Here is a 13,731-nt window from a genome sequence, read left to right as displayed (position 1 = left end):
ATTCTGCGAACCAGCCCTCAGAGCCCGCGGTTCAGCCGGCTGGCCTGGTACTTGGCGTGCCATTTCGGGCCGGGCCCGCGCATGTAGTGAAGCTCGGGGCGATAGGGGTTGCCGGCGATCCGCACCAGCTTCTGCCATTTGGCGGCGACGAAGCTCAGCGGCTGGCGGATGAGGCTCAGTGACAGCACGGCATCACCTCAATGCGGCTTGCCGAGCATGGCGGTGAAGGGGAGATCGAACAGATCCTCGCCATCGGAGCCGCTGACGTGGATCACCCAGTCGCGCCAGTCTTCGGCACCAGGCGTCAGGATCATCGAACTCATGATCTGGGCGGCGCGGTCGCGCGCTTCGGTCAGGTTGGCCACGGCGGCGCCGCTGCGATCGATCAGCGTGCCCTCGGTGTTGGAGCAGTGAAAATAGACCTGGACCATATGCGTCTCCTATTGGGAGCGATTGGGACGGCAAACCGATACCACCCGAGGCCTTCGCGAAACATTCGGGGCGAGCCCGGTAAGGGAATTTACGGAGATTGGTCGGCTCCAAGGTCGTTACGGGTTTAATCACAGGCGGGTGATGATCGACTGGACGGCGTATGGGCGGCATGGAACAAGCTTTACGGGAAAGTCCGGGGGGCCGCCGTGAATCAGCTCACATTGTCGCGCAAATGCCGGCGCTGGTTGGCGGCGGTCCTCGCCGGCGTGCTGCTTGGCGTCGCGCCCGCCGCCTCCTCCGAACCGGTGAGGAAAAGCGGCTATGCGATCGGCACGGACCTCTGCGGCAGCGGGGACCTCGCCTTTCCCAGGATCCAGATCGACATGAAGGCGGGATTCTGCGCCGGCCTCGTCGCCAGCGAGGAGGACCATCTCAAATTTCCGCGCTCGATCGTCCAGGTGCCGGGACGCGACCTGTTCGTGGTCGCCGACATGGGCGGCTGGGGCCACACCGATGGCCGGCTGCTGCTGCTCGATCCGCGCGCGCCGCAGGGCCAGCGTTTCAAGGAGCTGCTGACCGGGATCGAATATCCATTCGGCCTCGTGATCGGCCCCGACAACAAGCTCTATGCCTCGTCCGCGGAGGCGATCTTCCGGTTCGATCCGCTGGCGGAGAATCCGCGCAGCACGGTCGAGACTATCATCCGGCACATGCCCGGCCGGCGGATCAAGCTGCCCGACGGCACCAGTCTCGACGAGAGCGCGCATCCGCTCAAGCAATTCGCTTTTGATAAAAATGGTCGGCTGTTCGTCAATGTCGGCTCGCACAGCGACGATTGCATCACGCCGGCGCCGATCACAAAGCCCTGCGCGGCGGCCGAGGGCGCCTCCGCGATGGCGTCGATCTGGCTGTTCACGCCGCCCGCGAATGGGGTCTTTCCGGCGTTGACACCGAAGGATCCCGACCCGCCGCACATCGTCTACGCGCGCGGCCTGCGCAACTCGATGGCGCTGGCTCTGCATCCAAACTTTCCCGACGCCGGCTACGCCTTCCTGCAAGGCGAGAACGGCCGCGACCTGCCCGACATCTTCAAGCCGAACGAGGAGATCAACGCGATCGAGCAGGGCAGGCATTATGGCTGGCCCTATTGCTACGACCTCTCGACGCCAAGCCCCGAATTCAAATTCGTGCTGCAGTCGGGTGTCTACAAATCGCTCTGCACCGCCAATGCGCTCTACAAGCCGCCGTTCTCGCTGCTGCCGCCGCACGGCGCGCCGCTCGCGATGCTCTATTATCACGGCGCAAAATTTCCGGAGCTCGAGGGCAAGCTGCTGGTCGGCCTGCACGGCTATCGCCCGACCGGCAGCCGCGTCATCGTCTACGACGTCGACGACCACGGCTTTCCCCAGCCGAGCCCGCCACCGGTGCGCTACCATGTCAGCTGCGCCGCCGATCCGACCCACAGCTTCCAGACCGAGGCCGGCGAGGTCGCCGCCGCGCCGTTCGAGGAGCTGATCGCGGGCTGGCACCGCGTCAACGGCGCGCGGCCGCAAGGCGCGCCGGTCGGCATGACGGTCGCCGAAGACGGTGCGATCTGGCTGGTCGAGGACAAGAACCAGACCGTGATCCGCATCGATCGTGCCGCGGGTGAAGCGCCTCAGCCGCTGCCCTGCGACACGCGCAGCCAGGCGATGATCGACCAGCTCGCAGCGTTCGTTGCCAGAGACGCGCAGAACAGCATCCGTCTCACCACGCTTCGCAAGGGCCTCGTCGAAAAACACTGCGTCGGATGCCACTCCGATTTCGGCCTGAAGGCGGGACAGTCGGACTCGGGGAAGGACGTGACGGTGCTGCGCTTCATGCTATCGCAGGACGACTGGATCTATCCCGGCGACCCCGAGTCCGGCCGGCTGCGCACGCGCCTGCGCGGTATCGGCGCCGAGAAGCTGATGCCGCCCGGCGGCGAGAGCCTGCCGAAGACCGAGCCCGGCTACACGCGCCTGCTCGATACCGCGGATTTGCTGGTTGCGAAAATGGTTCCGGGCACGCGCATGCGGATCAAGGCCGGTCCGCCGCAACGCAAGTTCTTTGGCAAAACCAACAAGGAATGCGGCGAAATACCGGCCGGCAAGGTCGTCGTCGTGACACAAAGGAGCGCTGTAGACAAATCCGGCTTCAGCCGGTTCTTCCGGCCGGCCGATCCCTATCTGAATGGCGAGTGCAGCGACGACGATGGCTATTACATCCGGCAGGAATTTCTGGTGCCTGTGCAGTAGCATTGTCCTCGTCATCGCGACGGCGTCCGCGCAAGCGGAGACAAAACTGTTCGAAAGCGTGCAGGTGACGCCTTCAGGTGAATACACTTTCGGCATTGAAGGGCCCGCCGCCGATCTCGATGGCAATCTCTTCGTGGTCAATCTCGGCAAGCCCGGCACCATCGGCAGGCTGCCGGCAGGTGGCGCGGCGTCGGTACTGTTCACGGCGCTGCCCGAGGGCAGCGTCGGCAACGCCATCCGCTTCGATCGCAGCGGCACCATGTTCATCGCCGACTACAAGAAGCACAACATCTTCGTGATCCCGAAGGGCGCGAGCGAGCCCGCCGTCTGGTTTCACTCCGACGAGATGAACCAGCCCAACGACATCACGGTCGCGCGCGATGGCTCGATCTATGCGAGCGATCCGAACTGGAAGGGCAGGGAGGGCCACATCTGGCGCATCGCCAAGGCCGCCGATGGCTCGGTGCAGGGGCAGGTGATGTCGGCACCGCGTGCCATGGGCACCACCAACGGCATCGACCTCAGCCCCGACGGCAAGACGCTCTATGTCGGGGAATCCAGCAGCGGCCAGATCTGGTCCTATGCGATCAACGGCAACGAGCTCACCGGTGCGAAGATGGTCAAGGCATTCCAGCCTGACACCGTCGACGGGCTGCGCACGGATGTCGCCGGCCGCCTTTTCGTCGCGCGCATCCTCAAGGGCACCATCGCGGTGATGAAGCCCAATGGCGCGGTCGAGCGCGAGATCGCGCTGAGGGCCAAGGAGCCGACCAACCTCGCCTTCGGCGGCAGCGACGGCAAGACCGTCTTCGTCACCCAGCGCCAGGGCGGCTTCATCGAGGCCTTCCGCACCGACCAGCAGGGTCGCGAGCACTGCCTCCAGCGCGGGCGCTGCTGAGCATGATCCGGACAAGCGTGCAGCGGTCTTCCGAAAAGATCATGCTCAAATAAAAGCGCATCTCACGGGCGCTCTGCTTCCGGCGCAGAGCGGCGCGGCAAGGGCGGCATTCTTCTTGCTTGCATCCGGCCGCCGCAGCGATCAAGACAGCTGTGGCACTATTCCAAGAGCGCACGCCACGGAGTGTTTGAGTGAAAGCCGTCCATACCGAACTGCATCGTAGCCACGATCCGCAATTCTTCCTGGTTCGCGGCGTCGTCAAGCGCACCACCGAGCAACCCGAGCGCGCCGACCGCCTGCTCAAGGGACTGAAGGACGGCAAGCATCAACTGGTCGAACCCAAGGGATTCGGGCAGGGGCCGCGTGCACGCATCCACAGCCCGGAATACCTGACATTCCTCAGCGAAGCCTGGGACGCCTGGACCGCGCTCGGCGATTCCGGTCCGGAGATGATCGGCAACATCCATCCCGTGCGCCATGCCGCGACCTATCCGACCCATATCGTCGGCAAGCTCGGCTGGCACACCGCCGACACCGCGGCGCCGATCGGTCCCGGCACCTGGGCCGCGGCCTGCGCTGCGACCGACGTTGCTGTCACCGCGGCGCAGATGGTGATGGACGGCGAGGATGCGACCTATGCGCTCTGCCGTCCGCCCGGCCATCACGCCTATCGCGACATGGCCGGCGGCTTCTGCTTCCTCAACAACAGCGCGATCGCAGCCGCACATCTGCGGCTCAAGCACGAGCGCGTCGTGATCCTCGACGTCGACGTCCATCATGGCAACGGCACGCAAGGCATTTTTTACGCACGGCCGGACGTCTACACGATCTCGATCCACGCCGATCCCGTTGCGTACTATCCCTTCGTGTGGGGCTATGCCCATGAGCGCGGCGAGGGCCCGGGCCTCGGCACCAATCTGAACATTCCCCTCGCCATCGGCACCGGCGATGACGACTACATCCAGGCGATGGACGTTGCGCGCAAGGCGATCGAGTCCTTTGCGCCCGGCGCCCTCGTCATCGCGCTCGGCCTCGATGCCTCCGAGCACGATCCGCTGCGCGGCCTCGCCGTCACCACGCCCGGCTTCCGGCGCATCGGCCAGGCCATCGCCAAGCTCGGCCTGCCCACCGTGTTCGTGCAGGAAGGCGGCTATCTCTCCGATATTCTGGGCGCGAACCTGACCTCGGTGCTGGCGGGGTTTGAAGAGGCAAGGTGAGATGGTTTTTTTAACCTCTTCCCGCTTGCGGGGAGAGGTCGGAATTTGCGCAAGCAAATTCCGGGTGAGGGGGTACAGGTCTCACGAATATCTCGTGCGCGGAGAGAGGACCCTCATCCCAACCCTCTCAGCGCGAGCGAAGCTCGTCGCGCCCCCGTAAGAACGGGGAGAGGGAGAAAAGGCAACTTCTAAAACATCCCGCTCGCCGCGAGCGCCTTGCAGACGTGCTGCATCTCGCTCTCATCCGCGACCATGTCGAGCATGATCGTGGTCAGGCCCTTCGCGGCGAACGCTTTCAGCTTCGCGCCGATCTCCGCGTAGCTGCCGACAAGATAGGGGCAGTCGGCCTGGAAGGTCAGGAACGGCAACAGCCAATAGCCATTGTCCTGAAGCTCGCCGCTTTGTCCTTCATACAGCCGCCGCTTCCACACGGAGTCGCTGTTCTCGACCGTGAGCGCCAGCAGCTTGCGATCATCGACATTATCGCGAAAGCGCGCCTTCGCCCCCCGCCGCGCCTCGTCGCGGCTCTCGCGGGCGAAAATCCCAAAGTTCATGCCCGGCGCATCGAGACCGTGATCGAGATCGGGCGGCAGCATCTGCATCTTGATGCAGCCTGTCTCCCTTGCCACGCGCTGCGCCGCCTCGGACTGGCCTGCGATCAAAAATTCCGGCATCAGCTCCGCCGGCAGGCGCGGACGCAGTTGCAAATTGCTGGCGCGGTAGAACCGGCCCTCGATAGTCACCGGGCGCGGGCTCGAGAGCAGCTGGCGCATCAGCGCGACGAACTCGCCGAGCCTGATATAGCGATCGCCATGCGACTGCTCGTCGCCCAGCCCCTGCAAGTCGCTGACTGCGGTCCCCGTGATCATGTTGAGATAGACCTTGCGGCCGTAGAGCTGCGCGAAGGAGGAGACGAACTTCGCCGCCGTGAACGGGTGCATGTAGACCGGGTTGACCGCGATCAGTGGCGAAGACCGCGCTGTTTCCGCCATGATGTGCTGGGCCATCGCCCAGGGCTCGACGAACACGTCGTTGCCTTCGAACAGCAGAATGCCTTCGAAGCCGTTGCGGTCGGCGAACTGCGCCACGCCCATCAGCTCGCCGACATATTTTTTAGGGTCGCGGTTGCGCGAGATCGCCGGAAAGACGCGCAGCCGCGGTAGCGTCATTCCGCCGCTTCCTGGAACGGCCAGGCGTTGCGGCTGATGGGAAGGCCGCCGTCCGCACGGGAGCCGTCGGCGATCGCAAGGCGATGCGAGGGGGAGGGCGAGCACAGCGAAAAGCGCCAGCCCTGGGGATCATCGGCAATATCGGGCTTGAAGCTGATCTCGATCGCCTCGCGCGAAACCTGCATCGCGAAGGCGTCGAGCGGCAGATTGAGGCCAAACCCCCTGGCCTTGAGATAGGCCTCCTTGAGCGTCCAGTAATCGAAGAAGCGCTCGATCGCCGCAGGTTCCGGGAGCCCGCGCAAGGTTTCGACCTCTTCCGGCGCGAAGAAGCGAAGCGCGGTCGACAGTGGCGCAACCCGCCGCGATACGGTTTCGACGTCGACACCGACGGCCTCATGCCGGGACACGACGCAGGCGACGCAGCCGTCGGCATGTGACAGGCTGAAATGCAGTGCGGTCGAGGTCTTCGGCGCTGCGACATACGGCCGTCCGTATCGCCCGGCACCAAACGACCAGTCGGAGGGCGCGACGTTTGGCGCGACCTGGGACAGCGCCAGGCGCAGCATCGCGTGCGCGAAAATATATTGCCGCCGGTGCCGCTCGAACACGAAGCGGTCGGCGCGGACCCGTTCGTCGACCGAGAGTAGGCGACGGCACGCATCGGCGGCGCCCGGCGCGTCAATGGTCTCGATCAATCCGACAAACAGTTCAATTTTGTCGTCTGCCATCAATTGGGCCTTTGGCATCGGGCGGAGGCTGGATTGCCGGTCCCGACGGAAGAAACAACTGAGCAAGAATCAACTGAGCGGACCGCTTGTAACGGTCCACCCGGGCAAATTCTTGTCGATTTGCAGGCCGGTTTACAGGCGCAAGCTTGTGCGAGACCCCAACTCGACGCGCGAGCGGCCGATTTCCGTAAATGAAGCCTGAAGATTCGTGCGGCCTCCCGGCCGAGGATCCTTACTTCTTCTTCTTCTTGGCCTTCTTCGCGCCGCCCAGCACCGAAAGGCTGGCGTCGACGTCCTTCAGCGCGGCCTGGAGCTTCTTCTTCTCGTTGCTCAGCAGCTTTTGCAGGGCCTTTCGGTCCTTGTCGCTCAACGAGGTACCCTTGGCAAATTTGATGAAACCCATAACACACTCCCCCGGTTGAAAATGATCGTCCAAATCAAAACGCGGGAATAATCTTGCGCGGTGGCGTCAAATAATCAAGATGCAACTTGCCCATTCACAGCTTTGGCGAGTGAACCCGTATTCGTCCGTGCTGTATAGCTGGTCATGCCGCCCGGCGCGCGAGCAATCGGCCGAGCGGTGCGTTGGGTTGGGCGCTAGCGGCCACCAGCAGCGCGACGAGATCCTCCATCCATTCGCCGACCATACCGCCGTCGAGCAATTCGCTTTTGTAATTGCATGACCCCGTGATTCCGGTTGGGCGCTCCTTGAGCATCAGCGACAGCCAAGTCTGGTCGATCGGCAGCACCGGCTGGCCTTCGCGCGCGATGTTGCCGATCGAGGCGGTGATGAGATCGGGCAGGTCGAGCGGCTGGCGCAGCGGATTTTGCAGTGTGAAATAAACCTGGAGCAGGGCGGCGGTATCGATCCCCTCCTGCTCCAGATGGTCGGCCACGAGGTTGAACGGCAGCTCCTGCCGCGCATGCGCATCGAGCACGCTCTGGCGCACCCGGGCCAGGGCTTCCACGAACGACAGCTCCGGCGTGATTTTCGTGCGGACGATCACCGTATTCTCGAACGGGCCGACGATTCGGTCGGTGTCCGGCTGGGCACGATTGGCCATGGCGGTGGCGACTGCGATGTCGCTACGGCCGGTTCGCGCCAGCAGCAGGGCCTTCAGGCCGGTGAGGAGGCACATGAACAAGGTGCCATTGTGCTGGCCGGCAAAGGCTGTGAGCCGTGCGATCAGGTCGGGCTCGAGATTGACCGGATGATGGCCGGTGGATGGGCTCGGGCTTGATTCGCCGTCGAACAGAGCGACCGCGCCGCGCAGATTCTCGGTCCAGTCGGCGGCCTGGCGGCGGGCGGCGTCGGTGCCGCACCACCAGCGCTGCCAGCGTGCGACATCCGCGAAAGCCGGTGGCGATTTCGGCAGCGGCACCGACGGATATCCGGCCAGCGCCGCATAACGGCTCGACAATTCCTCGAACAGCACGCCGATCGACCAGCCGTCGACGATGGCGTGATGCAACGTCAGCAGCAGCACGTGATCGTTCGCGTGGAGCCGCAACAACCGGGCTCGCAGCAGCGGTGCCTGTGTGGTGTCGATCGGGGTGTACGTCTCCTGTTCGATCAGGAGGTCGATCTTCCTGAGCTCCAGGGCCTTGCGGCGCTTATTGTTGTGGGGATGACCGTCGCCGATCGTCTCGACGGTCACCAGGTGGCGGAGCTTGCCGGGCGGAATGATGCGGCTGGTCGGCTCCTCGCCGTTCCAGCCGAACGTGGTCCGCAGCGATTCGTGCCGGGCTGCGACATCATCGATCGCCTGCGCCAGGGCGGCCGGATCGAGCGGGCCCTGGAGATGGAAGGCAAAGGGCAGGTTGAACAGTGGGAGTCCCGGCAGGTTCTGCTCGATCCGCAGCATCTGGTCCTGCGCGACCGAGAGTGTCGGAGGTCCGCGCTCGGTCAGGAGCGGCGCCGTTGCAGCAGGCTTGCGCGGCTTTGCCGCCACGGCCTCGTCGACCCGCCGGGCGAGCTCTTCGATCGTCGGTGCCTCGAAGATGGTCTTGATCGGCAGCGACACCCCGAGCGCACGGGCGACGCGCGCCATCGCCTGGCCCGCCAGCAGCGAATGGCCGCCGAGGTCGAAGAAATTGTCGGTGACACCGATGCTCTCGACTTTCAGTAAATCGGTCCAGATGTCCGACAGCACCTTTTCGGTGAAGCGCCGCGCCGGCACGGCCGCATCCGGTCCGGACGCGTCCACCTGGGCGGGTGCCAGCAGCGCAGACCGGTCGATCTTGCCGTGGGCATTGAGCGGCACTTGCTCCAGGAACAGGAACGCCGACGGGATGGCGTGGACCGGTAGCCGGCTCTTAAGGAACTCGCGCAGCTCGCTGGCGCTGCTCCGGCTGCCCGGTTTTGCGACAATATGGGCGATCAGCCTGACATCGCCGCTCGCCTCGCGGCGCGGCTCGACGATGCCGGCGCGCAATGCCGGATGCTCGGCCAGCGCGGCCTCGATCTCCTTGAGCTCGATACGGTAGCCGCGGACCTTGACCTGTTGGTCGGCGCGGCCGAGGCACTCGATCGTGCCGTCACTGCGGCGGCGGGCGAGGTCGCCGGTCCGGTAGAGACGGCTGCCGGCCTGGCGCGCAAACGGATCGGGCAGGAAACGCTGCCGGCTCTGTGCGGGATCGTTGACATAGAAGCGGCCGACGCCGGCGCCGCCGATGCAGAGCTCGCCGACGACGCCGACCGGCTGCGGCTCGAGATTTGCGTCGAGCACGTAAAGCTGCGTGTTCGGCAGCGGCGCGCCGACCGCGACGTTGCTCGTCGCGGTCGGCGGCGCCTTGGTCAGGCGATGCAGGGAGACGTCGTCGGAGCATTCCGACGCGCCATAGGCGTTGACCAGCGGCACTTTCGGGCAGCGGTCGAACCAGGCGCGGCAGAGATCGACCGGCAGCGGCTCGCCGGTCGAGATCAGTAGCCGCAGTTTTGCGAAGGCGCGCCGGATCTGCGCCTCGTCCATGCGATCGAGGATCACGCGCAGCAGTGACGGCACGATCTCCAGCACCGTGATGCCCTCGCGCGTGATCTCCTGCGCGAGCCGGATCGGGTCCTGCACGACCGCATTGGCACAGACATGGACGCGCGCGCCGACCATGGGGCCGGCGAGGAACTGCCAGACCGAGATGACAAAACTCTGCGGTGCGGTCTGGGCGATCACGTCCCTGGCCGAAAGGCGGAGCTCGGCGATGAGCGAGGCCAGATGGTTCGACAGTCCGCGCTGCTCGATCATGACGCCCTTCGGCGCGCCGGAGGAGCCGGAGGTGTAGACGAGATAGGCAAGGCTTGCGGCGTCGCGCCGCGCGGCACGGGCCGGCTTGGTCGCGCCTGGCGCGATCGCGTCTTCGAGCTCGGCCACATGGATGCGCGCGACCAGCGGTTCGAGCAGCGCCTCGACCATCGGCGATTGCGCGCGACCGGCCAGCAGCATCCGGGCGCAGCTTGATCCCAAAATGGTCGCGAGCCGCGCCGGCGGCTGCTCGGGATCGAGATTCAGGAACGCCGCGCCGGCGCGTTGCGCACCCATCATCGCGGCCAGCAAGTCGGGCCCGCGCTCTGCAAGCAGGGCAACCACGCTCTCGGCACCGATGCCTTCGCGCGCCAGCCAGCCGGTTACCGCCTCGCTGCGGCGCGCCAGCTCGCGATAGGTCACGGACGTTCGACCATCGGACACGGCGATCGCGTTCGGTGTCTTCCTCGCTAGGGCATCGAAGCGTTCGCTGAGTTTGCCGCGCTTGCCAAAAATGACGCGGGCTCCGCGGCCTTGCGCCAGCAACTGCCGGCGTTCGGCCTCAGCCAGCAGCGGCAGGCGCGAGATGTGCTGCTCCGGGTTGGCGATGGCGGCCTTGAGCAGGGTCTTGAATTGCGCAGCCATGCCTTCGATCGTCGCCGCGTCGAACAGATCGGTCGCGTATTCGAAGAAGCCGGTGAAGAGGCCGTCGGCCTCGACCAGCTCGAGCGTGATGTCGAAGCGCGCGACCTTTGGATCGATCTCGATCCGCCGCGTCGACAGGCCGGGGAAGCGCGCCGCCTCGATCGAGGCATTCTGGAGGATGAACATGATCCGGAACAGCGGATTGCCATCCGTCCTTCGCGCCACCTGAAAGGCGCGCAGCACCTCCTCGATCGGAAGGTCCTGGTTGCGGTAGGCATCGAGCGTGACCTGCCGCACCCGCCGCAGCATTCCGCCAAAGCTCGGATCGCCGCTGAAATCGTTGCGCAGGATCAGCGTGTTGGCGAACAGCCCGATCAGGCGCTCGCTCTCGATCTGGTTACGGTTGGCGATCAGCGATCCGGTCGCGACGTCCTCATGCCCGGTGTGGCGGGACAATAGGCACTGGAACGCCGCGAGCAGCGTCATGAACGGCGTGACGCCCTGGTCCTGGCTCAGCGCGCGGATATCGCCCGACAGCGGCGTGGAGAACTCGAAATAATGACGGGCGCCGTGACCGCTCCAAATCTCCGGCCTCGGCCGGTCGGTCCGTAGCGGCAGCGTGGTGACGCCGTCGAGCTGGTTTTTCCAGTAATCGAGTTGCTGTTTTGCCGCCGGCGTCTGCGCCCAGCTCTGCTGCCACAGCGCGAAGTCGCGATACTGGAAGGTGGGCGAGGGAAGCGCCGCTACGCTCTTCTTGCGCGCGGCACTGTAATGGGCGGCAAGCTCCTCCCAGAACAGCCGCTGCGACCAGCCGTCGGTGACGAGATGATGCACATTGACCACCAGCACGTGGCTGGATGCGCCGAACGACAGCAGCGTGACCTTCAGCGGCGGCTCGCGCGACAGATCGAACGGATATTGCGCGAGCTTGAGCGCCTCGCGCCTGATGACCTTGGCCCGCTTGCCGGCAGGGCAAGGCTTGAGCTTGACCCGATCGAATCGAGGGGGCGATCGCAGTACCCGCTGTGCCGGCTCGCCCTGTTGCTCGACGAAAACTGAGCGTAGCGCCTCGTGGCGCGCGCAGATCGCGGTGAGCCCCGCAGACAGCGCGGCGACGTCGACCTGCCCCTTCAGCAGCGCGACTTCGACGACATTATAGTTGTAGTGCGTCGGATCGAGCCGCGAGAGCACGTACATCCGTTGCTGCTGGAACGACAGCGGCGCGTCGGTTTCTCTGGCCTGGCGCCAGGCCGGGAGTGCCGCTTCACGACGGCTTGCGGCGGTCTCGATCCGCGCCGCAAGCGCAGTGACCGTGGCGCAATCGAAGATGTCCTCGAACGAGAAGTCGACATTGAAGCGCTCCCGCAGGCGCGAGCGCATCTGCGTCACCGCAAGCGAATCCGCGCCGAGCGCGAAGACGTCCTGATCGATACCGACTTGCGACAGCTCCAGCAGGCCGGCCCAGATCTCCGCGAGCTGGGTCTCCAGCATGTTCCGCGGCAGTTGCTCCTCGTCGGCGTCCTTTGCCGTCGCGATCAGCTCGGCCAGCGCATTGCGCTTGACCTTGCCGCTGGCGCCTTTCGGCAGCGCCGCCACGCTGCGGATCAGGCTCGGCACCTTGTAGGCGGCGAGGCGCTTGCGCGCGAACTGGCGCAGCTGGTCCGAGGTCGCCTCTGAATTCGGCCGCAGCACCACGACGGCGGCGACGTTCTCGCCGAGCTTTGGGTGCGGGACGGCGAACACGCCGGCCTCCAGCACCGCGGGATGGCTCAAGAGGATCTCTTCCACTTCGAGCGGCGAGATCTTCTGGCCGCCGCGGTTGATGACGTCCTTGATGCGCCCGACGATGAAGAGGTAGCCGTCGGCATCGAGATAGCCGAGATCGCCGGTCCTGAACCAGCCGTCGCGGTACGCGGCCCGCGTCGCCGCCTCGTCATTGTAATAGCCACGGCTCATGTTGGGGCCGCGCAGCATGATCTCGCCGCGCTCGCCGCTCGCAAGCAGCCGGCCGGTCTCGTCCATGATCGCGATCTCGGGGCCTGCGGCGCGCCCCACAGATCCGACCTTGCGCAACTCGAACGGATTGGCCGCGATCTGCGAGGCCGCTTCGGTCATGCCGTAGGTCTCGAGCACGGGAACGCCGAACGTCGCTTCCAATCCGTTCAGGATCGCGGGCGCGAGCGAGGCGGAGGCCGAACGGATCACGCGCACCGACGACGAGCGGGCGCGGTCCGGGTCGGCTTCCGCCGCCGTCAGCAGCGCGCGATGGATGGTCGGCACCGCCGTGTACCAGGTCGGTTGCAGCTCCCGCATCCAGCCGAAGAAGGACGCGGCATCGAAACCCTCGGTGCAGATCACGCTGGAGCCTGCGGCCAGCGCCGTCAGCAGGCCGGAGATCAGGCCATGGGCGTGAAACAGAGGCAGAACGTTGAGCAGGCGGTCGTTCGGCGCGAGCGACAGCACGCGGCCGGCATTGCGCGCGGAGAGGCACACATTGCGCTGTGTCAGCGGCACCATTTTCGGCCGCGCCGCCGTGCCCGACGTGAGCAGAATGAACGCATCGTCGTCGCCGCGCGAAGCGCCGCTGCTGCTGGCCGGACCGATCGTCGGGCCGATGAATGCGCAGCCGCCGAGATTGTCTTTCGGTCCCGGCACGAAATCGATCACCGCGATATCGAGCGCCCTGGCGACGTCACGACTCGGTGAGTTCATGTCGGCCCGGGTGACGAGCGCGGTCAGCTCCAGTTCGCTGAAATAGCGCTGCAGCTCGTCCGCGGTCAGATCGGGATTGACGGGAACGCAGGTGCAGCTTGATGCGACCGCGATCAGCGCCAGCGCGCTGTCGGCACCGCGCGGCAATGCAACGGCGATGCGGTCGGCAGGGCCGATGCCAGACCCGCGCAGGTTACGGATCAGATGCCGGATCAGCTCGTCCAGTCCGGCATAGGTGAGGGCCGGCCGGCCAGGGGCGAGAAGGGCCGGTGCTGATGGCGTCTTCCGCGCATAATGCTCGAGAAGACCGCCGATATGGGCAAAGGTTCCGGTTTCGGCACTTTCGCCGTCCGATCCCTCTCCCGCTCCGGATGCAATGTCGGACAACGCCATTCCCTTTTGATCTGATTGGGCT

9 protein-coding genes are annotated in these 13,731 nt (G+C 65.5%); 3 read left to right on the top strand and 6 right to left on the bottom strand.

What is annotated here, in order from left to right:
- Window positions 1–17 precede the first annotated feature (17 nt).
- Together WN72_RS40210 and WN72_RS40205 are read right to left on the bottom strand one after the other, a co-directional pair.
- On the bottom strand, window positions 18–188 hold the full coding sequence (locus tag WN72_RS40210) for a hypothetical protein (RefSeq protein WP_167336558.1): 171 nt from the start codon (window positions 186–188) through the stop codon (window positions 18–20).
- Between the two features lie 9 nt (window positions 189–197).
- Window positions 198–431 carry a DUF6894 family protein gene (locus WN72_RS40205; protein ID WP_027562577.1) on the bottom strand — a complete coding sequence of 78 codons (234 nt, stop codon included), beginning with the start codon at window positions 429–431 and terminating at the stop codon, window positions 198–200.
- Between the two features lie 207 nt (window positions 432–638).
- Here WN72_RS40205 and WN72_RS40200 point away from each other — a divergent pair, with 207 nt between their 5' ends.
- The 3 genes from WN72_RS40200 to WN72_RS40190 all read left to right on the top strand — a co-directional run bounded on the left by WN72_RS40200 (window position 639) and on the right by WN72_RS40190 (window position 4,823).
- Complete coding sequence (locus WN72_RS40200; protein WP_092217621.1) at window positions 639–2,708, top strand: PQQ-dependent sugar dehydrogenase; 2,070 nt, start codon at window positions 639–641, stop codon at window positions 2,706–2,708.
- Entirely contained in the window at window positions 2,665–3,606 is a 942-nt protein-coding gene (locus WN72_RS40195) for an SMP-30/gluconolactonase/LRE family protein (RefSeq protein ID WP_027562579.1), read from the top strand. Before WN72_RS40200 ends, WN72_RS40195 begins: the two co-directional genes overlap by 44 nt.
- 191 nt (window positions 3,607–3,797) lie before the next feature.
- Window positions 3,798–4,823 (top strand): histone deacetylase family protein, encoded by a 1,026-nt coding sequence (locus tag WN72_RS40190; protein WP_027562580.1) that lies wholly within the window; start codon window positions 3,798–3,800, stop codon window positions 4,821–4,823.
- A 188-nt stretch (window positions 4,824–5,011) separates the two neighbouring features.
- Here WN72_RS40190 and WN72_RS40185 read toward each other — a convergent pair whose 3' ends face one another.
- The 4 genes from WN72_RS40185 to WN72_RS40170 all read right to left on the bottom strand — a co-directional run bounded on the left by WN72_RS40185 (window position 5,012) and on the right by WN72_RS40170 (window position 13,709).
- Window positions 5,012–5,992 (bottom strand): LLM class flavin-dependent oxidoreductase, encoded by a 981-nt coding sequence (locus WN72_RS40185; protein WP_027562581.1) that lies wholly within the window; start codon window positions 5,990–5,992, stop codon window positions 5,012–5,014.
- Window positions 5,989–6,720 (bottom strand): 4'-phosphopantetheinyl transferase family protein, encoded by a 732-nt coding sequence (locus WN72_RS40180; RefSeq protein WP_027562582.1) that lies wholly within the window; start codon window positions 6,718–6,720, stop codon window positions 5,989–5,991. Before WN72_RS40180 ends, WN72_RS40185 begins: the two co-directional genes overlap by 4 nt.
- Before the next feature lie 232 nt (window positions 6,721–6,952).
- Window positions 6,953–7,123: a hypothetical protein gene (locus WN72_RS40175; protein ID WP_167336559.1), complete on the bottom strand. Its 171-nt coding sequence runs from the start codon at window positions 7,121–7,123 to the stop codon at window positions 6,953–6,955.
- Window positions 7,124–7,265: 142 nt separating this feature from the next.
- The gene (locus tag WN72_RS40170; protein WP_092217623.1) at window positions 7,266–13,709 is read right to left on the bottom strand and encodes a non-ribosomal peptide synthetase; all 6,444 of its coding nucleotides are present in this window, start codon (window positions 13,707–13,709) and stop codon (window positions 7,266–7,268) included.
- Window positions 13,710–13,731 lie beyond the last annotated feature (22 nt).

This window comes from Bradyrhizobium arachidis, from assembly GCF_015291705.1.
Lineage (GTDB): Bacteria > Pseudomonadota > Alphaproteobacteria > Rhizobiales > Xanthobacteraceae > Bradyrhizobium > Bradyrhizobium arachidis.
Note: the sequence above shows the minus strand (reverse complement) of the source record. Positions and strands in the feature narration are given on the sequence as shown.